Below are 18,514 nucleotides of genomic sequence, written 5' to 3'. Positions count from 1 at the left end.
TTTATAGTCCCAACCAACAAAACAAGTCAACACGCGAATTCTGAAGCTGCGAAACTTTTCGGTAAGAGGCTGATTTAAAACGGAATTTTTCAGGAATTTCGAAAGCCGACGTCGGAAAGCCCGCAAAAACCACGGTCCGCGGCACGGGAAGGCGATCCGCCCTGCTACCGCCGCCATATCTTCACAATTCTGCTGTCTAAGCGCAGCCAAGCGATGCGCTCCTTATAGAGCGCGCGCATCGCTGCCCCGATTTGACACTCGCTGACAGAAGGGGCACATGTTTCAGCCAAGCTCCCGCCGCCACACTTCCGGGCACGCGCAGAGGAGCATGAGGGGACCGTCAGGACAGGCATGATCAGCGCCCGCAGCATGATCCGAACGCTCGGCAACGAACCGCCGCTTCTGGCCGATGGCCGGCGCGCACCGGATCGCCGCGAGATCTCGCTGCGCTGGCTTTCGGGCACCTTTCTGACCGGCATCACCTCCTCGATCCTGATGGGGGTTGCCCTGTTTGCCGCCCTCGACGGCCGCCAGCAGCTGGCGATCCCGGCGGAAGCCTCCGTTGCCCTGCCGCTCGACGCAGACACCGACAGCGTCACCCGCGGCAACCGGCTGCTGGCCGGCAACATCGTCGCCATGCCGACCGACCGCAAGGTCATGGAGGTCTCCACCGTCGTCCAGGAGGGTCAGCGCGAAGTCATCCGCCGCCGGCCCTTCGCGCACGTCAAGATGAACCTCGCCGCCAACCACGTGGCGCAGGAGGATTATCCGGCCTTCGATCCGCTGACGATCTTCGCCTCCAGCGAGGAGCCGGATCCGGCGCCCGGCAGCACCGGCATGATCTACGGCTCCGAGGTCGAATCCGAGGTCAGCCTGCGCGCCCTGCCCTTCCCCAAGAAGGGCGCCGCCTATCCCTTTGCCTCCTCCATGACGCTCGACGAGGTGGAGGAGAACGTCCGCAGCAACGGCTCGATCCTGACCGCCGGCAATACCCAGCTGTCGGCCCTCTATTATGTCGACCCGCGCCGCTTCTCCTCCCACGAGGACGAGATCGACATCACCGCCGGCCTGACGGCCCGCATCGTCGAGCAGAACATGACGGTGACGCCGGCCGAGCCGGTAACGCCGAAGACGCGCGACTATGCCGACGACGTCATTCCGATCCGCACCGAGAAGGACGTCAGGACGGCGCTGACCGACGTCGGCTATCCCGACGGCAAGGCCGAGGAGATCGCCGGCCATCTCGGCAACCGGATGAAGGAGCCGACGCTCTATCCCGGAGACGTGCTGCGCATCGGCGTGCTGCAGCAGGGCGACATGGTGCTCGTCGTGCGCGCCTCGGTCTATCGCCGCGGCCAGCACGAGGTGACGATCGCACTAAACGACCACGGTCGCATCGTCGATGCCGAGGAGCCGCCGGCCCTCGACGCGGTCGCCGGCGCCTTCGACGAACAGCCGCCGCAGCTGGCGACCGGCCGCGACCTGCCGCGCGTCTATGACGGCATCTACCGGGCCTCCCTCTCCTACGGCATGACCACCGACATGACCGGCCTGCTGGTCAAGCTGCTCGCCAGCAGCGTCGATCTGCAGGCGCAGCTGAAGCCGACCGACAAGATCGAGGCCTTCTTCTCCGTGCAGGACGAAAGCGGTCAGGCGACGGACCAGTCGGAACTGCTCTACGTCAATGCCCATTTCGGCGACACCACCACCCGCTTCTACCGCTTCCAGGATCCCGAAGACGGATCGGTCGATTATTTCGACGGCGAAGGGAAGAGCATCCGCCAGTTCCTGCTGCGCAACCCGGTTCCGAACGGCCGCATGACCTCGGGCTTCGGCATGCGCCGCCATCCGATCCTCGGCTTCTCGCGCATGCACACCGGCACCGACTGGGCCGCCTCGCGCGGCACGCCGATCATCGCGTCCGGCAATGGCACCGTCGAATCGGCCGGCTGGTCGTCCGGCTACGGCAACCAGACCATCATCCGCCACGCCAACGGCTACGAGTCCTCCTACAACCACCAGAGCGCCATCGCCAAGGGCGTCAAGCCGGGCGCCAAGGTGACCCAGGGCCAGGTGATCGGCTATGTCGGCTCCACCGGCCTCTCGACCGGCGCCCATCTGCACTACGAGCTGATCGTCAACGGCACCAAGGTGGATCCCATGAAGATCCGTCTTCCCGGCGGCAAGTCGCTCGCCGGCGACGATCTCGCCCGCTTCAAGGACGAGCGCAGCCGCATTGATGCGCTGCTTGGCACCGGCGGCGATCCGGCGGAAGTCGCCAGCCGCTGACCCCACGACAGGGCTGATCCCGAACGAGAAATGGCGGCCCGAAGGCCGCCATCGCTTTTTCATGCCGCGCGGGGTTAAGCCGCTTGGCGGACCTCCGCTTTTACGCCGCTTCGCGGACCTGACCTTCTTACGCCGCTTCGCGGACTGGCCGCTTGACGCGGAAGAGCAGGCGATCGGTGCCGGCGTCGACCGCCACCGTCGACTCGTCGGGGATCTGCCCGCCCAGGATCTGCTCGGCGAGCGGATCCTGCACGAACTTCTGGATCACCCGCTTCAGCGGCCGCGCCCCATAGACCGGATCATAGCCCTTGTTGGCCAGCCACTCGCGGGCGTCCGGGTTGAGCGTGATGGCGATCTTGCGCTCGGCCAGCAGGGACACCAGCCGCTTCATCTGGATGTCGACGATCGTCCCCATTTCGTTGCGCGCCAGGCGGTGGAAGAGAATGATGTCGTCGACGCGGTTGAGGAATTCCGGGCGGAAGGAGGCCTTGACCACATCCATCACCTGCTCGCGGACGCTGTCCACATCCTCGTTCTCACCCAGTGCGGTCAGATAGTCCGCCCCGAGGTTGGAGGTCATGATGATGATGGTGTTCTTGAAATCCACCGTCCGGCCCTGGCCGTCCGTCAGCCGCCCGTCGTCGAGCACCTGCAGGAGCACGGTTAAGACATCCGGATGCGCCTTCTCGATCTCGTCGAAGAGGACCACCTGATAGGGCTTGCGCCGCACCGCTTCCGTCAGCGCGCCGCCTTCCTCGTAGCCGACATAGCCGGGAGGCGCACCGATCAGCCGGGCGACCGAATGCTTCTCCATGTATTCCGACATGTCGAGGCGCACCATGGCGGTCTCGTCGTCGAACAGGAAGCGGGCGAGCGACTTCGTCAGCTCCGTCTTGCCGACACCGGTCGGCCCGAGGAAGATGAACGAGCCGATCGGCCGGTTCGGATCCTGCAGGCCGGCCCGCGACCGGCGCACGGCCCGCGACACCGCCTGGACGGCATCGCCCTGGCCGACCACGGATTTGGCCAGTTCGTCTTCCATCCGCAGCAGCTTGTCACGTTCGCCCTCCAGCATCCGGTCGACCGGAATGCCGGTCCAGCGGGACACGATATGGGCGATATTGTCCGGCGTGACGACCTCCTGCACCATGGCATTGACGCTCGTGTCCTGGGCTTCGGCCGCGGCAAGCTCCTTCTCCAGGCCCGGGATGACCCCATAGGCCAGCTCGCCGGCGCGCTGGAACTCGCCCTTGCGCTGCGCGATCGCCAGTTCGTTGCGGGCCTCGTCGAGCCGCCCCTTCAGATCGGCGGCAAGCCCGAGCTTCTGCTTTTCCGCCTGCCAGCGGGCCGTCAGCGCACCGGCTTCTTCCTCAAGCGAGGCGAGTTCAGTCTCCAGCCGGTTCAGCCGGTCGGCCGAGGCAACGTCGGTTTCCTTCTTCAGCGCTTCGCGCTCGATCTTCAGCTGCATGATCCGCCGGTCGAGCTCGTCGAGCTCCTCGGGCTTGGAATCCACCTGCATTCTCAGCCGCGACGCCGCCTCGTCCATCAGGTCGATCGCCTTGTCGGGCAGGAAGCGGTCGGTGATATAGCGGTGCGAGAGGGTCGCGGCCGCCACCAGCGCGGAATCGGAGATCCGCACCTTGTGGTGCTGCTCGTATTTTTCCTTCAGGCCGCGCAGGATCGAGATGGTGTCCTCGACCGTCGGCTCGTTGACCATGACCGGCTGGAACCGGCGGGCAAGGGCTGCATCCTTCTCCACGTGCTTGCGGTATTCGTCGAGCGTGGTGGCGCCGACGCAATGCAGTTCGCCGCGGGCGAGCGCCGGCTTCAGGAGGTTGGACGCATCCATCGCGCCGTCCGCCTTGCCGGCCCCGACGAGCGTATGCATCTCATCGATGAACAGGATGATCTCGCCGTTTTCCGACTGGACCTCGTTCAGCACCGCCTTCAGCCGCTCCTCGAACTCGCCGCGGTACTTCGCACCGGCGATCAGCGAGCCCATGTCGAGCGCCATCAGCCGCTTGTCCTTCAGGCTCTCCGGCACGTCGCCGTTGACGATGCGCAGCGCCAGGCCTTCGGCAATCGCCGTCTTGCCGACGCCGGGCTCGCCGATCAGCACCGGATTGTTCTTGGTGCGGCGCGACAGCACCTGGATCGTCCGGCGGATCTCGTCGTCACGGCCGATCACCGGATCGAGCCGGCCCTCGCGGGCTTCTGCCGTCAGATCGCGGGCATATTTCTTCAGCGCGTCGAAACCCTGCTCGGCATTGGCGCTGTCGGCCGTGCGGCCCTTGCGCAGGTCGTTGATCGCCTGGTTGAGGGCGTTCGCCGTCAGCCCGGCCTTCTTCAGCGTCGCCGCCGTCGAAGCGCTGCTTTCGATCGTCAGCGCCAGGAGAAGCCGCTCGACGGTAACGAAGCTGTCGCCCGCCTTCTTGGCCGCCTCTTCGGCGGTGGAAAAGACTTTTGCGAGCGGCTGCGACAGATAGATCTGTCCCTCGCCGCCGGACACCTTGGGCAGTTTGGCAAGTGCAGCGTCATTGGCGATGCGAGCGGCCTTGGCGTCCCCGCCGGCGCGCGCAATCAGTGCCGCGGCCATGCCCTGGTCGTCGTCGAGCAGCACCTTCAGCACATGCTCCGGCGTGAACTGCTGGTGACCGTCCGACAGCGCCTTGCTCTGGGCCGACTGCAGGAAGCCGCGCACCCGTTCCGAGTATTTTTCGATGTTCATGTCAAACCTCCACGGATCGTTCCGCCCTTCATACGGCACGGATCGATGATTGAGATTGAGCTCCCTCAAAAGGCGAGCCCGTCTGCCGTAAAAAATTCCGGCGTCGATGCAGATATGGGAGCCGATTTTAAGGATTTAAAGAGCCGTTACAGGGATCTGCGGCCGCTGCCGCAAGCACCGCCGAAGCAGCCGTCAGCGGAGCGGCGATCGCCGGAGTTCACGCCGGGACAGGCTGCCGGGGCGGATGGTAAGTCCCCAGATCATCCGGGGTGACAATCCGGCAATGCTGCGCCACTCAGCCTTGATGAAGATGCTCCGTCGCATGATCGGAGATCGGGCTTCGGTCAGTGCCATGGCAGCCTGTCGCTGACCGTCATGCTGGCGCTCGACTGGGCCTGTTCGCGCGTCAGGGCAAGGCGGAGGGCCTTCAGTCGAGACGGCATCTGGACAACCCGCGATCGGCCGGCTATAAGTAACGTTATTACATAACTTATGGAGACTTCCTGATGAAGGATCATCCCTGTTCCCGACAGGCCTGCGAGCCGCCGCTGCCGACCTTGACGTCACGTCGGCTTGGCGTTTAGCTGGCCCCGATGGTTCCCCGACGGTGACTCGAAGGGGATTAATAGGGAACACGGTGAGGCCTCCCGCAAGGGTGCCGAGACCGTGGCTGCCCCCGCAACTGTGAGCGGATTGCCACTCATCCTCGGGCGTCGCAAGGCGCCATGCCACTGGGTTATCCCGGGAAGGCAGATGAAGGGCGCATATCCGTGAGCCAGGAGACCTGCCATCGAACACCACTCAGTCAGCCGGGCGGGGATGCCCGGCAAGGGAACAGATATGACCGACCTGCACCTTTGCCCCACGGCACCCCTCCGTCTCGACCGGTTTCCCGCCGGCGGCCACGCCGCCGATGCCGTCTGAACCCACGGCATTTGCCGCCTTTCCTCTGATCGAGATAGTTCATGCACAAGCTTGTTGCCAGCCTCACGCTTTCGCTTGGCCTGATCGGCCTTGCCACGCCGGTCCTCGCCGCCACCTCCTATCCCTTGACGATCGCCAACTGCGGCCGCGAGATCACCTTCGACAAGGCGCCTTCGCGGATCGTCTCGATCGGTCAGGGGATGACCGAAATCCTCTTGTCCCTTGATCTGGCCGAAAAGATCGCCGGAACCTCCGTCTGGGTCGGCCCGGTACTGCCGCAATATGCGGAGATCAATCGCGGCATCCAACGGCTTGCCGACAATGATCCGAGCTTTGAATCCGTCGTCGGGCGGGAGCCGGATCTGGTCGCGGCCGAATTCGAATGGCACGTCGGCGCGCAGGGCTCGGTCGGCAAGCGCGAGCAGTTTGCGCAACTGGGCATCGACACCTATGTCGCGCCCGCCGACTGCGTCGCCAAGATCAATACCAACGGCGGCGATGGCGTTCGCGGACAACTCTTCACCATGGATCTGGTCTACCAGCAGATTGCCGAGCTCGCCGAGATCTTCGACGTGACGGAACGCGGCGACGCCCTGATTGCCGATCTGAAGCAGCGGGAAGCCGCAGCCAGGGCCTCGGTCGCCGGCGCCTCCGGCAAGAACCTGCCCGTCGTCTTCTGGTTCTCCAGCAAGGAAGTCGACGGCGACGCCTTCATTGCCGGCAGGAACGGGGCGCCCGCCTATATCCTCGGGACGCTGGGTGCCGGCAATGTCGTCGACACGCAGGAAGAATGGCCGCTCGTCGGCTGGGAGACCATCGCGGACGCAAATCCCGCCGTCATCGTCATCGCCACCATGGATCGCCGCCGCTATGCCGCCGACGATCCGCAGGTGAAGATCGATTTCCTGGAGAACGATCCCGTCACCCGGGAGCTCGACGCCGTGAGGAACCGGCGCTTCGTCCTGATGGACGCGCAGGCGATGAACCCCACCATCCGCACGATCGACGGCATCGAGATCCTTGCGAACGGCATCAAGACCTTCGGTCTTTCCCCGTGAGTCTGGCCTTTCCCGCGCGTTCGCCGCGGTGGGCGCTTGTTGCGCTTGCCGCGGTCGGCCTCCTGCTTCTTGCCCTGATGGTGAGCCTCGCCGTGTCGATCGGCGAGATCGCCATTCCGCTCGCCACCACCGCAAAGGCCGTCGCCAACCGGCTCTTTGCCGCCGACTTCGAACTCAGCCGCATCCACCAGGGCATCATCTGGGACTATCGCCTCAGCCGCGCGCTGGTCGCCGCCAGCGCCGGCGCCTCGCTGGCGCTCTGCGGCGCGGTGCTGCAGGCGCTGCTGCGCAATCCCCTGGCCGAACCCTATGTGCTCGGCATCTCCGCCGGCGCCTCCACCGGCGCCGTCTGCGTTACTATCCTCGGGTTCGGCTATGGCGTGCTCAGCCTCTCCGGCGGCGCCTTCATCGGTGCGGCCATCGCCTTCCTGCTGGTCGGCATCCTGGCGGCGGGCGTCGGCGGCACCAGCGAGCGCGTCATTCTCTGCGGCGTTGCCGGATCGCAGCTCTTCAGTGCCCTGACCTCCTATATCGTCACCACCTCCGCCAATGCCGAACAGGCCCGCGGCGTGCTGTTCTGGCTGCTCGGATCGCTGAGCGGCGTGCGCTGGCCGGATGTCTATCTTTCGGCGCCCGTGGCGCTCGTCGGCCTTGTCGTCTGCCTGGCGCATGTGCGCGCGCTCGACGCCTTCGCCTTCGGCAAGGATGCCGCCGCCGCACTCGGCATCTCCGTCCGGCGGGTGCAGGTCGTGCTGCTCGGCACCACCGCCGCCATGACGGCCTGCGTCGTCAGCATGGTCGGATCGATCGGCTTCGTCGGCCTCGTCGTCCCCCATGCGGCCCGCTTCCTGGTCGGCCCCGGCCATGCGCGCCTGCTGCCGGCAGCCGCTCTCTTCGGCGCCATCTTCATGGTCGCGGCCGACATCATCTCGCGCATCATCATCCCGCAGCAGATCCTGCCGATCGGTGTCGTGACGGCGCTCTTCGGCGCCCCCGCCTTCGCGCTGATCCTCTATCGCGCTCGGAGAACGGCATGAGCATCGCCCTCGATGACGTCAGCTTCGCCGCCGGTGACACCCTCATCGTCGACGGCGTCAGCCTGCAGGCGGAAAGGGGCAAGGTGCTCGGCCTCCTCGGACCGAACGGATCCGGGAAATCAAGCCTCCTCCGGTTGATCTGCCGGCTGCGGAAGATCCGCAGCGGCGTCATCCGTCTGGACGACGACGACCTCTCGTCGATAACCCGCGCCGCGCTCGCCCGGCGCATCGCGCTCGTCGAGCAGCAGGCGGAAACGGACACGCAGATGACCGTGCGCGAGGTGGTCCGGCTCGGCCGCACCCCGCACCGCGGTTTTCTCACCCCATGGTCGCTGCAGGACGAGGCGGCCGTCACGGAAGCGCTCGCGCGGGTCGACATGCAGGAGCGCGCCGACCGGCTCTGGCAGACGCTCTCCGGCGGCGAGCGGCAGCGCGTCCATCTCGCCCGGGCGCTCGCCCAGGAGCCGGACGAACTGCTTCTCGACGAGCCGACCAACCACCTCGACATCCAGCACCAGCTCGACATTCTGTCGCTGGTCTCCAGGCTCGGCATCACCTGCATCGTCGCACTGCATGATCTCAACCTCGCGGCCATGTTCTGCGATCGGCTGGCGGTGCTGGAGGGAGGCCGCATCGTCGCCGCCGGCACGCCGGAGGCGGTCCTGACCGAGGACCTGCTCGAGAGAGTCTTTGGCGTCCGTGCCCATGTGGAGAAGTCGCCGGTGCACGGCCGCTGCAACATCCAGTACCGCATGGGCTGAACCGCCGCGCCGACGCGCAAAGGGCGGGCACCGGTTTGCAATCCGGTGCCCGCCCTTGCTGTCTGAGGATGTAGCGTCCGCCGTCAGCTGGCCTCCAGCACCATGTTCAGCGGCGTTTGCGCTGCCCGTCTGACCTTGCTGAAGCCGCCGGAGCGAATCACCTCGGTCAGCCGCCGTTCTCCCGCCTGCGCCCCGAGCGCCAGCCCGGTCTCCTGCGCCAGCGATGTCGGCACGCAGATCATCGTCGATGCCGCATAATAGAGCCGCCCGACCGGATTGATGTTCTCGTCCAGCGTATCGGCAGCCATGGGTTCGACGACCATCCAGATCCCGCCCGGTTTCAGCGCCTTGCGGATATGGGCGGCCGCCGCTTCCGGGTCGCCCATGTCGTGCAGGCAATCGAAGCAGGTGATCAGGTCGAAGTCGCGTCCCTCGAAATCCTGCGCCCGGCCGACCTCGAAGTGCAGGTTCGTCAGCCCATGCGACTGGGCGTGCGCACTCGCCGCGGCGATCGAGCCGGCATGGAAGTCATAGCCGGTGAACTGCGATTTCGGAAAGGCCTGCGCCATCAGGATGGTCGACAACCCGTGGCCGCAGCCCACATCGGCCACCTTGGCGCCCTGCTTCAGCTTGTCGAGCACCCCGTCGAGCGCCGGGAGCCACTCCTGCACCAGCGCATTGACATAGCCGGGGCGAAACAGCCGTGCCACCGCGCAGAACAGGCATCCCGCCTGCTCGCCCCAGGCCACGCCGCGGCCGGTCTTGAAGGCCGCCTGCACCTTCGGCTGGTTTTCCAGCATGGCCGCGGCCGTGTCGAAGGCGCCGATCAGGTGAACGGGGCTGTCCGGCTCGGCAAACACATAGGCCTGCTCGGGCGTCAGCGAAAACTGTCCGTGCTCGTGCTGGACATAGCCCGAGGCGGCCTGCGCCGCGAGCCATTCCCGCACGTAGCGTGGCGCGCATTCTGCCGCTTTCGCCAGTTCGTCGGCGGTCGCCGGGCCGATCTGCTTCAGCGTCCTGTAAAGGCCGAGCGCATCGCCGATGCGCACCAGCGGCACGCTGACGGCTCCGCCGAGATCGCCGAGCACGCGGCCGACGAGCTCGTTCAGGGTCGTTTCATTGAGGTCTGGCACGTAAATTCCTCCTTGTGTCGGGACGGCCTCTTGCCGCCCATGACCCGAAGGATGAACCCGATGCCCGCACCCGCCATGAGGCGCATGTCCCGCGCCGGAGAGAAAAGCGGGCCGCCGCATGGGACAGATGTCCTTGTCCGCGCCGGTCGACGGCGGCGCGCCTCAGCGCGACAGCGCAATGACGATGGCCTGCGAACGGCTGCGGACCCCGAGCTTGCTGAAGATCACCGAAAGCTGGTTGCGCACCGTCTTCACGCTCTTGCCCAGACGGTCGGCAATCACGCGGTTGTCGAGGCCTTCGGCGACGAGCGTGAGCAGCTCTTCCTCCGCTGGCGTGAGAGCCGCCTCGCGCACCGCACGCGGCAACGCCGGCCGATCCTGGCCGAGAAAGGTGGCGAGCTCGCTCTGGAACACCTCCCAGGCCGGCTCCCCTGACAGGAGAACGTGGTTCTTGCTCTCCAGCGGCACGAAGCGGGCGCCAGGAATGGCGGCTGCGAGCTTGCAGCCCTGCTCGAAGGGAATGCGCATGTCGCCGCGGCAATGAGCGATCAGGGTCGGCACGCGAAGCTGTGCGGCCAGGTGCAGCACATCGATTCCCTGCATTTCGGAGAGCAGCTGGGCGGCAACCTCCGCCGTCGCCGTCACCCGTTCCAGATCGCCCCACCAGCGATGCTGCTCGGGCGTTCCTTCCGGAATGAAGAGATGGGTGAAGAACCGGCAGAAGGCGGGATTGTCGCGCCCCCAGCCGATGCGGACGAAATTCACCAGCGTCTCGGCCTCGAGCCGTTCCGCCTCCGTCTGCGCCCTTATGCGGGCGCCCTGGCCGTAGGCGTTCAGAAGCACGAGACGGGACACCCGCTCGGGATGCCTCAGCGCATAGGTAATGGCCAGCGCCCCGCCCTGCGAAACACCGAAAAGCGCAAACTGCGGCTCCTCGATCGAGGCCGCGACGGCATCCAGGTCCGCATGCCAGGCGTCGATGGAAAGGTCGGCGACATGACGGTCCGAAAGGCCGCAGCCGCGCGGATCATAACGGATGAAGCGGCTCCTGGCAGCCAGGGCCAGAAGCCACGGCCGCCAGATGGGGCTCTCCAGATCGTAGTCCACATGGCTGAGCCAGTGCGCCGCCTTCAGGAGCACCGGTCCGCGTCCGCACGAGGCAACGGCGATGCGCGTGCCGTCGGCCGAGGTGCAGAACCCTATGGTCTGGCTGGGTTTCATGCCGCCAGTTTACAGCAGCGGAAAGCGCCGGAACAGAGGGCCTGCGGGGCTTGTCGGGCAGATGGCGAGGCCGGTCCGACAGGAAGCCGGCCGGATCCGATCCGTCCCGTTTCACCTCTCGGTCCACCCTCCCCGAAAAGGAAAAACTCCGGCCTTTCGACCGGAGCTTTCGTTCATCCGCAGCTCTGGAGCTGGCTTCACTCGCTGGCGACGTCGGCCATGGCGGGCTGGCCATCGTCGGCACCACCCTCGGACGGTGCATCGCCTTCGCCGCGGCGCGTACGGCGCGGCCGATTGCCGGCGTTGCGGCGGCGTGGCTGGCGCGCTTCGCCCGTTCCTTCTTCGGCTGCCACTTCGGCCGGCGTGCCCTCGATCACGGGCTGCGGGCCTGAACCGTCTACGGCTGGGGCGTCCGTTGCCACAGGGACCGGTGCCTGCTCACGACGCGGTTCGCGGCGCGGCTGCGGCTCCCGGCGGGGCTGCTGTTGCTGCGGCTGCGGCTGCTGGGGCTGCGACTGCTGGGGTTCGTTCGCATACTGCGACCGGCCGTTGCCGTCGTCGTCCATGTCGTTGTTGTCGTTGTCGTCGCCGTCCTGGTTGTCGCGATCCTGGTAGTCGCCGCGCTCGTCGCGCTGGGACCGTTCCTGCATCTGCGCCTGGGCAGTGGCAATGATCCGATTGTAGTGCTCGGCATGCTGCAGGTAGTTTTCCGCCATGACCCGATCGCCGGCACTCTGGGAGTCGCGGGCAAGCGTCGTATATTTTTCGGCAATGTGCTGAGCCGTACCACGGATCTTCACGTCTGGGCCGGAACTGTCATAGGTGCGGGTAAGTGGATTGCCGCCCTTGCGGTTGAAGTTGTTGCCGCCGCCGCCACTGCTGTTGTTGTTGGAGCCGCCGCGCCCTCGACCGCGCTTGTTCTGCTGTCCTGGCCTCATAGATCGTTCACCTGAATTTTCTGTTTTCCGCTGATAAGGGACCACGCGGCCATGCTGGCTCATGCCAGACCAGGACTTCGCGCGCCACGGACAGGACGAAACCAAGTCGCCTGCCGCTTGTGAAAGTCAAATTAACTGATTCACGCACCAGGAAATGTTCAACCTTCGAAACTCTGTAATAGAGTCGGTCTCAAGGTTGACCTTAAACCCGAACGAATCTCCGTTCATTCCCAGCCGCCCAGTGCGTGGCCGCAAGCTATCGCGCTTCCCAAGTAAATCCAAGCCTTTTCTTTCGCTGTGCAAAATCAGGGACCTGGCCGTCCGGGAGCAAAGATGAGGACGCGGTCGTTGTCTCCGTAGTCGCGGGCCGCCTGCCGGAGCGCAAAGCCCGCGGTGGTGAAGATCTCCGTGACGCTGTCCTTCTGGTCGAAGCCGATCTCGACGCCGAGAATGCCGTCCGCCTGAAGCGATGCTCCGGCGCCGGCCGCAATCGCGCGATAGGCATCAAGCCCGTCAGGGCCGCCGTCGAGAGCCCGGGGGGGATCGAAATCCCGAACCTCCGGCTCCAGCGCCGGAATGACATCTGCCCTGATATAGGGCGGGTTTGACACGATTATGTCGAACCGCCCGGCGATGTCCGCAAACCAGTCGCTGCGGATCGCCTGGAACCTGTCGCCGAGCCCCAGCCGCTCCGCATTGTCGCGGGCCGTGCCCAGGGCGTCTTCGGACACATCGGAGCCAACCCCTTGCGCCGTAGGGCATTCCTTCAGGAGAGCCAGCAGGATAGCGCCCGTTCCCGTTCCCAGGTCGAGCACGCGGCCCTCGCCTCGGGCTGCGACAATCCGCCTCAGGTGGGGTAGCACCGTCTCGACGAGCATTTCCGTGTCCGGCCGCGGCTCCAGCGTCTCCGCCGAAAGCCTGAGCGTCATGCCGTGGAACTCCCGTGCCCCCAGAATGCGATGCACCGGCTCCCGCTTCAGGCGTCGCGCGACCGCGTCCGCAATGGTCGCGGCCTCCGCCGCCGTCAGCACCCGCTCGCCGCCGGAAAAGACCTCGGTGCTGGTGAGCCCGAGAAGGCCGCCGATCAGCATGCGCGCCTCCATGGCCGCATCCGGCAGGCCGGCCGCGGCAAACTTCGCCCGCGCATCCGCCACGGCGGCGTCGAGGGACGTCATCCTCTCGCCTCGCCGAGCTGGGCCAGCTGTCCGGCCTGATAATCGGAGATCAGCGCATCGACCACCTCGTCGATCTCGCCCATCATCATCCGGTCGAGCTTGTAGAGCGTCAGGTTGATGCGGTGGTCGGTGACCCGTCCCTGCGGGAAGTTGTAGGTGCGGATGCGCTCGGACCGATCTCCCGATCCGACCTGGCTCTTGCGGTCGGCGGAGCGTTCGCTGTCGGCCTTCTGACGTTCCATGTCGTAGAGCCGCGAGCGCAGCACCTGCATGGCCTTGGCGCGGTTCTGGTGCTGCGATTTCTCCGAACTGGTGACCATCAAGCCGGTCGGCAAATGGGTGATGCGCACGGCCGAATCGGTGGTGTTGACGTGCTGCCCGCCGGCGCCCGACGCCCGCATGGTGTCGATGCGGATGTCTTCGGGACGGATTTCGATGTCGATCTCCTCGGCTTCCGGCAGCACCGCCACGGTTGCTGCCGACGTATGGATGCGCCCCTGCGTTTCCGTATCCGGCACGCGCTGCACCCGGTGAACGCCGGATTCGAACTTCAGCTTGGAGAACACGCCGCGCCCGCTGACGGTCGCGATGATTTCGCGAAAGCCGCCCGCTTCGCCCTCGCTGGCCGATAGTACCTCGACCTTCCAGCCCTTGGCGGCTGCGTAGCGCTCGTACATGCGAAACAGGTCGCCGGCAAAAAGTGCCGCCTCGTTGCCGCCGGTACCGGCGCGGATTTCGAGGATGGCGCTCTTCTCGTCGGCGGCATCCTTCGGCAGGAGCAGGACCTGCATGTCCTTCTCCAGCGCCTCGACCTTCTCTTCGGCCGCCGGCAGTTCCATCTCCGCCAGCTCGCGCATCTCCCGATCGGTTGCCCGGTCGTTGAGCAGCGCCCGCAGGTCGGCCACCTCGGCGGTCGCCTTCTCGTGGTCGCGGATCTTGCGCACCACCGGCTGCAACTCGGAATACTCCGAGGCCAATCGCACATAGACGTCCGCCGCCGGACCTTCCGACATGCGCGCCTCGATTTCGCCAAAGCGGCGCTCGAGTTCGCGCATCTTGTCTACAGGAAGCTTAGCCACCCTGATTTCACTCCATTTTCTTGTTCTTCTTAGACGGCTATACCGTGTTCTTCCGCAAAGCGGGTCAGAAGCGTCCGGATCGGCTCCTGCGAGCGCTTGTCGTCGAGCGCCGCATGCAGCTCCTGCGCCAGCTCGTCGACGTTCAGCGACAGGAGCATCGCCTTGACCGGACCGATGGATGTCGGCGCCATCGACACGGCCCGGAAGCCGATTCCGAGCAGCGCCATGGCCGAAAGCGGCTTGCCGGCCATCTCGCCGCAGAGCGTCAGCGCCGTCTGGTTGCGCTCCGCAGCCCGCACGATATCGCGAAGGATCCTGAGGAACGGCTTGCCCAGCATGTCGAACCGGTCGGAGACGCGGGCATTGCCGCGGTCGGCGGCCATCGAGAACTGGAAGAGGTCGTTTGATCCGACGGACACGAAGTCCACCTCCGCCATCAGCTCGTCGAGCTGCCACATCAGCGCTGGCACCTCCAGCATGGCGCCGAACTGCAGCCGGCGCGGCAGGCTGTGCCCGAATTTCGAAAGATGCTGCACCTCCTTCTGCAGGAGCTCGCGCACCGCGTGGATTTCGGCCACCTCGGTCACCATCGGCAGCATCATCTTGAGTTCCGAGTCGGCAGACGCACGCAGCAGCGCGCGCAGCTGCGTGCGCAGCAGGCCGGGCCGGTCGAGCGACAGCCGGATCGCCCGCCAGCCGAGCGCCGGGTTCTCCTCCTCGTGGTTCCTGAAGTAGGAGACCACCTTGTCGCCGCCGATGTCGAGCGCCCGGAACGTCACCGGCCGCCCCGCGGCCTGGCGGATGACGTTGCGGTAGAAGGCCTCCTGCTCCTCGAGCTTCGGCATCGTCGAGGCGATCATGAACTGCAGCTCGGTGCGGAACAGGCCGATGCCGTCGGCCCCCGATTCGGCCAGCTGCGGCAGGTCCACCATCAGCCCGGCGTTCATCATCAGGCTGATGCGCTTCCCGTCCTTGGTCAGCGGCTCGACGTCGCGCAGCGCCCGGAACTGCTCCTGCCGGCGCGCTCTCAGCCGCACCTTCTCCTCATAGGCCTTCACGAGGTCCGCCATCGGCCGCAGGTGCAGCTGCCCGTCGTCGCCGTCGATGATGACGGTATCGCCGTTCTCGGCCAGCGCCACGGCACCCGCCGCCTGGCCGACCACGGGAATGCCCATGGCGCGTGCCACGATGACCACATGGCTGGTGACGGCACCATCCTCCAGCACCAGGCCGCGCAGATGATCGCGGGGATAGTCGAGAAGCTCGGCCGCCCCCATCGCCCGGGCGAAGATGATCGCGTCCGTCGGCAGCCCCTCGCCCATGGCGCGCCCGCTGTATCCGGTCAGCTGTCGCAGCAGCCGGTTGGCGAGGTCGTCGAAGTCATGCATGCGTTCGCGCAGGTACGGGTCGGTGAGCCGCATCATCCGCGCCTTGGTGTCGCTCTGCACCTTCTCGACCGCGGCCTCCGCCGTCAGTCCGTTGTGGATCACCTCTTCCATGCGCCGGACCCAGCCCTGGTCGTGGGCAAACATCCGGAAGGTCTCCAGCACCTCGCGATGCTCGCCCTCCGTCGCCACGTCGCGCCGGGACAGCATGTCGTCGATCGAGATGCGCAGCGAACCCAGGGCCTCGGCCAGCCGCCGCACCTCGCTTTCGGCATCCTCGTTGAGCAGGTTCGTCACCACCACGCGCGGCTCGTGCAGCACCACATGGCCAAGCCCGATGCCCTCGTTGTAGCCGTCGCCGGCGATGGTGATCGCCCGCGTCAGGTCGAGCTCGAGGCCCGGCTTGGTGATTTTCTTCAGTTCCCCGGTCGCAATCATCTCGGCGATCACCATGGCGGTGGTTTCAAGCGCCTCGACCTCGTCTTCGCGGTAGGTCCGGCTGGCTTTGTTCTGAACGACGAGGACGCCCAAAGTGCGACCGGCCCTCAGGATCGGCACACCGAGGAAGGAGTGATAGATTTCCTCTCCCGTTTCAGGCAGATAGCGGAATGCGGGATGGGCCTGGGCGTCCGAAAGATTGAGCGACTGCGCCGAAGCGGCGATGGTGCCGACAAGACCCTGCCCCATTTTCAGCTGCGACAGGTGGACGGCTTCCGGATTGAGGCCTTCGGTCGCGTAGAGCTCCAGCACCCCGTCGGAGCGCAGCACGTAGACGGAGCAGACCTCGGCCACCATGTTGCTGGCGATCTGCCGCACGATCCGGTCGAGCCGCTCCTGCGGATCCAGCGGTTCCGCCATCAGTTCGCGCAGCCGGCGCAGCAGAACGCGCGGACCAGCCGACAGGTCTCTCATCGGCATAGATGCTCCCGAAAAAAGTCGATCCCACCCGACAGGCCCGCTGCGATACTACCGCGGACAAGGCCTGTCGGCTCAAGATCAACTCTTATCGAGACCGTAGGCAGAATGCAAAGTCCGAACCGCGAGTTCGGAGTAGGCGCCGTCGATCAGGATCGAAATCTTGATTTCCGAGGTGGTGATCGCCTTGATGTTGATGCCTTTTTCAGCAAGTGCCTTGAACGCGAGCGCCGCGACGCCAGCATGGCTGCGCATGCCGATGCCGATCACCGAGACCTTGCAGAGGCCTGATTCGTTCTGCGCCACGTCGAAGCCGATCGTCGCCTTGTTGTCGTCCAGCACCCTCAGCGCCTTCTGCACGTCGCCAGACGGCACCGTGAAGGTCATGTCGGTGCGCGAGCCGTCCTCGGAGATGTTCTGGACGATCATGTCGACGTTGATATGGGCCTCGGCCAGCGGTCCGAAGATCGCCGCCGAAACGCCCGGGCGGTCGGCAAGCCGACGGAGCGAGATCTGCGCCTCATCCTTGGCATAGGCGATGCCGGTGACGACTTCCTGTTCCACGATTTCTTCCTCGTCGCAAATCAAAGTACCGGGCGGGTTGATGAGGTCGCCCATGCCCGGTGCATCGGGATCCTCGAAACTCGAGCGCACGAAGGTCCGCACCTTGTGCACCATCGCAAGCTCGACCGACCGCACCTGCAGGACCTTGGCCCCCAGCGACGCCAGTTCGAGCATCTCCTCGAACGAGATCTTCTTCAGCCGCCGCGCCTTCGGCACGACCCGGGGATCGGTGGTATAGACCCCGTCGACGTCCGTATAGATGTCGCAGCGGTCGGCCTTGACGGCGGCAGCGATCGCGACCGCCGACGTATCGGAGCCGCCCCGTCCGAGTGTCGCGATGCGGTTGTCGGGGCCGATACCCTGGAAACCGGCAACGACGGCGACCTGCCCCTGGCCCATCCTCTTGATGATCTCGCTGCCGTCGATTTCCTGGATGCGGGCGGCGCCATGGGCGTTGTCCGTGCGGATCGGGATCTGCCAGCCCTGCCAGGACCGGGCATTGATCCCCATCGACTGTAGCGCGATCGCCAGGATGCCGGAGGTGACCTGCTCGCCGGATGCGACGACGGCGTCATACTCGCGCGCATCGTAGAAGGGGGAATTGGCGCCGGCGACCTTGGGCATGTCCTGCACCCAGCCGACCAACTCGTTGGTCTTGCCCGACATCGCGGAAACGACCACGGCGACCTCGTGGCCGGCGTCGACCTCGCGTTTCACATGGCGCGCCACATTGTGGATGCGTTCCAGATTGGCAACCGAAGTGCCGCCGAATTTCATGACGATGCGAGCCATGCTGACCAATACCACCCGTTCGCCCCCGCCGGGGAGCGTCTGCCTGCAACCGTCTTGCGAAAAACGGAATTTGCCGGTCTCATATCGAAAAGGGGTAGTGTGCGCAATGGCACGAAAGGCGTCTGCCGTCGCCTTCGGGAAGAGACGGCCCCCTAGGGAGCCCGCCCGATACCATTGCCGGTACCGGGCCGTGGCGAAAGCCGCCTAGTCGCGTCGCAGGCAGCGCTCTTCGCCGACGAAGCATACTTGGCCGTCCGGACTGGTGATGACCCCGACCTGTCGGCTCCCGTCGCGATCGCCGTCACCGCGCCAGTCGCTCCGGTCGCCGTCCCGCCAGTCACGATCCCAGTCGCGGCGATCACGGTCCCTGCGGTCCCAGTCACCCCGGTCCCAGTCACCACGGTCCCGGTCCCTGCGGTCGCGGTCCCAGCCGCCCCGGTCGCGGTCCGGGCCGCGGCCACCTCTGTCCCAGCGATCCCGGTCGCGGTAGAAGTCACGACCGCGATAGTGGCGAT

General features: G+C 65.9%; 14 protein-coding genes and 1 riboswitch. Of the genes, 4 read left to right on the top strand and 10 right to left on the bottom strand.

What is annotated here, in order from left to right; genetic code table 11:
* Positions 1-210 (bottom strand): hypothetical protein (locus EO99_RS28135; protein ID WP_210165112.1); only part of this gene is annotated, 210 nt, incomplete at its 3' end.
* Positions 211-351: 141 nt separating this feature from the next.
* On the opposite strand from EO99_RS28135, the gene EO99_RS0124575 reads away from it, so the two are divergent.
* Positions 352-2,289 (top strand): M23 family metallopeptidase, encoded by a 1,938-nt coding sequence (locus tag EO99_RS0124575; protein ID WP_029621194.1) that lies wholly within the window; start codon positions 352-354, stop codon positions 2,287-2,289.
* 127 nt (positions 2,290-2,416) lie between these two features.
* Here the strand turns inward: EO99_RS0124575 and clpB are convergent, their stop codons facing one another.
* Complete coding sequence (clpB, locus tag EO99_RS0124570; RefSeq protein WP_029621193.1) at positions 2,417-5,017, bottom strand: ATP-dependent chaperone ClpB; 2,601 nt, start codon at positions 5,015-5,017, stop codon at positions 2,417-2,419.
* Between the two features lie 577 nt (positions 5,018-5,594).
* Positions 5,595-5,823, top strand: a riboswitch (cobalamin riboswitch).
* A 159-nt stretch (positions 5,824-5,982) separates the two neighbouring features.
* Here clpB and EO99_RS0124560 point away from each other — a divergent pair.
* Genes EO99_RS0124560 through EO99_RS0124550 form a run of 3 tightly spaced genes read left to right on the top strand, consistent with a single transcriptional unit; the run spans position 5,983 to position 8,797 of the window.
* The gene (locus tag EO99_RS0124560; protein WP_029621192.1) at positions 5,983-6,999 is read left to right on the top strand and encodes an ABC transporter substrate-binding protein; all 1,017 of its coding nucleotides are present in this window, start codon (positions 5,983-5,985) and stop codon (positions 6,997-6,999) included.
* A complete protein-coding gene (locus EO99_RS0124555; protein ID WP_037112956.1) occupies positions 6,996-8,036 on the top strand; it encodes a FecCD family ABC transporter permease in 1,041 nt (346 codons plus the stop codon). The genes EO99_RS0124560 and EO99_RS0124555 overlap by 4 nt, the downstream gene beginning before the upstream one ends.
* Positions 8,033-8,797 carry an ABC transporter ATP-binding protein gene (locus EO99_RS0124550; protein WP_029621190.1) on the top strand — a complete coding sequence of 255 codons (765 nt, stop codon included), beginning with the start codon at positions 8,033-8,035 and terminating at the stop codon, positions 8,795-8,797. The genes EO99_RS0124555 and EO99_RS0124550 overlap by 4 nt, the downstream gene beginning before the upstream one ends.
* Before the next feature lie 83 nt (positions 8,798-8,880).
* Here EO99_RS0124550 and EO99_RS0124545 read toward each other — a convergent pair whose 3' ends face one another.
* The 8 genes from EO99_RS0124545 to EO99_RS27915 all read right to left on the bottom strand — a co-directional run.
* Complete coding sequence (locus EO99_RS0124545; protein ID WP_029621189.1) at positions 8,881-9,930, bottom strand: class I SAM-dependent methyltransferase; 1,050 nt, start codon at positions 9,928-9,930, stop codon at positions 8,881-8,883.
* A gap of 162 nt (positions 9,931-10,092) precedes the next feature.
* Complete coding sequence (locus tag EO99_RS0124540) at positions 10,093-11,151, bottom strand: alpha/beta fold hydrolase (protein ID WP_029621188.1); 1,059 nt, start codon at positions 11,149-11,151, stop codon at positions 10,093-10,095.
* A 197-nt stretch (positions 11,152-11,348) separates the two neighbouring features.
* On the bottom strand, positions 11,349-12,089 hold the full coding sequence (locus tag EO99_RS0124535; RefSeq protein ID WP_029621187.1) for a DUF4167 domain-containing protein: 741 nt from the start codon (positions 12,087-12,089) through the stop codon (positions 11,349-11,351).
* Positions 12,090-12,394: 305 nt separating this feature from the next.
* Positions 12,395-13,264 (bottom strand): peptide chain release factor N(5)-glutamine methyltransferase, encoded by an 870-nt coding sequence (prmC, locus tag EO99_RS0124530; protein ID WP_029621186.1) that lies wholly within the window; start codon positions 13,262-13,264, stop codon positions 12,395-12,397.
* Entirely contained in the window at positions 13,261-14,343 is a 1,083-nt protein-coding gene (gene prfA / locus EO99_RS0124525) for a peptide chain release factor 1 (protein WP_029621185.1), read from the bottom strand. The genes prmC and prfA overlap by 4 nt, the downstream gene beginning before the upstream one ends.
* 29 nt (positions 14,344-14,372) lie before the next feature.
* Positions 14,373-16,640 (bottom strand): phosphoenolpyruvate--protein phosphotransferase, encoded by a 2,268-nt coding sequence (ptsP, locus tag EO99_RS0124520; protein WP_029621184.1) that lies wholly within the window; start codon positions 16,638-16,640, stop codon positions 14,373-14,375.
* A gap of 84 nt (positions 16,641-16,724) precedes the next feature.
* On the bottom strand, positions 16,725-17,999 hold the full coding sequence (locus tag EO99_RS0124515; RefSeq protein ID WP_029621183.1) for an aspartate kinase: 1,275 nt from the start codon (positions 17,997-17,999) through the stop codon (positions 16,725-16,727).
* A 204-nt stretch (positions 18,000-18,203) separates the two neighbouring features.
* The coding region (locus tag EO99_RS27915; protein WP_210165111.1) for a hypothetical protein at positions 18,204-18,514 on the bottom strand (311 nt) is incomplete at its 5' end.

Source organism: Pseudorhizobium marinum (genome assembly GCF_000705355.1).
Lineage (GTDB): Bacteria > Pseudomonadota > Alphaproteobacteria > Rhizobiales > Rhizobiaceae > Neorhizobium > Neorhizobium pelagicum.
The sequence above is the reverse complement of the archived record's forward strand: the minus strand, read 5'-3'. Positions and strand labels throughout refer to the sequence as shown.

Excerpts from the sequence above, each read along its gene's own strand:
- EO99_RS0124560 (WP_029621192.1), top strand. The coding sequence starts at position 5,983 with ATGCACAAGCTTGTTGCCAGCCTCACGCTTTCGCTTGGCCTGATCGGC.
- clpB (WP_029621193.1), bottom strand. The coding sequence starts at position 5,017 with ATGAACATCGAAAAATACTCGGAACGGGTGCGCGGCTTCCTGCAGTCG.
- EO99_RS0124550 (WP_029621190.1), top strand. The coding sequence starts at position 8,033 with ATGAGCATCGCCCTCGATGACGTCAGCTTCGCCGCCGGTGACACCCTC.
- prmC (WP_029621186.1), bottom strand. The coding sequence starts at position 13,264 with ATGACGTCCCTCGACGCCGCCGTGGCGGATGCGCGGGCGAAGTTTGCC.
- EO99_RS0124535 (WP_029621187.1), bottom strand. The coding sequence starts at position 12,089 with ATGAGGCCAGGACAGCAGAACAAGCGCGGTCGAGGGCGCGGCGGCTCC.
- EO99_RS0124575 (WP_029621194.1), top strand. The coding sequence starts at position 352 with ATGATCAGCGCCCGCAGCATGATCCGAACGCTCGGCAACGAACCGCCG.
- EO99_RS0124540 (WP_029621188.1), bottom strand. The coding sequence starts at position 11,151 with ATGAAACCCAGCCAGACCATAGGGTTCTGCACCTCGGCCGACGGCACG.
- ptsP (WP_029621184.1), bottom strand. The coding sequence starts at position 16,640 with ATGAGAGACCTGTCGGCTGGTCCGCGCGTTCTGCTGCGCCGGCTGCGC.
- EO99_RS0124515 (WP_029621183.1), bottom strand. The coding sequence starts at position 17,999 with ATGGCTCGCATCGTCATGAAATTCGGCGGCACTTCGGTTGCCAATCTG.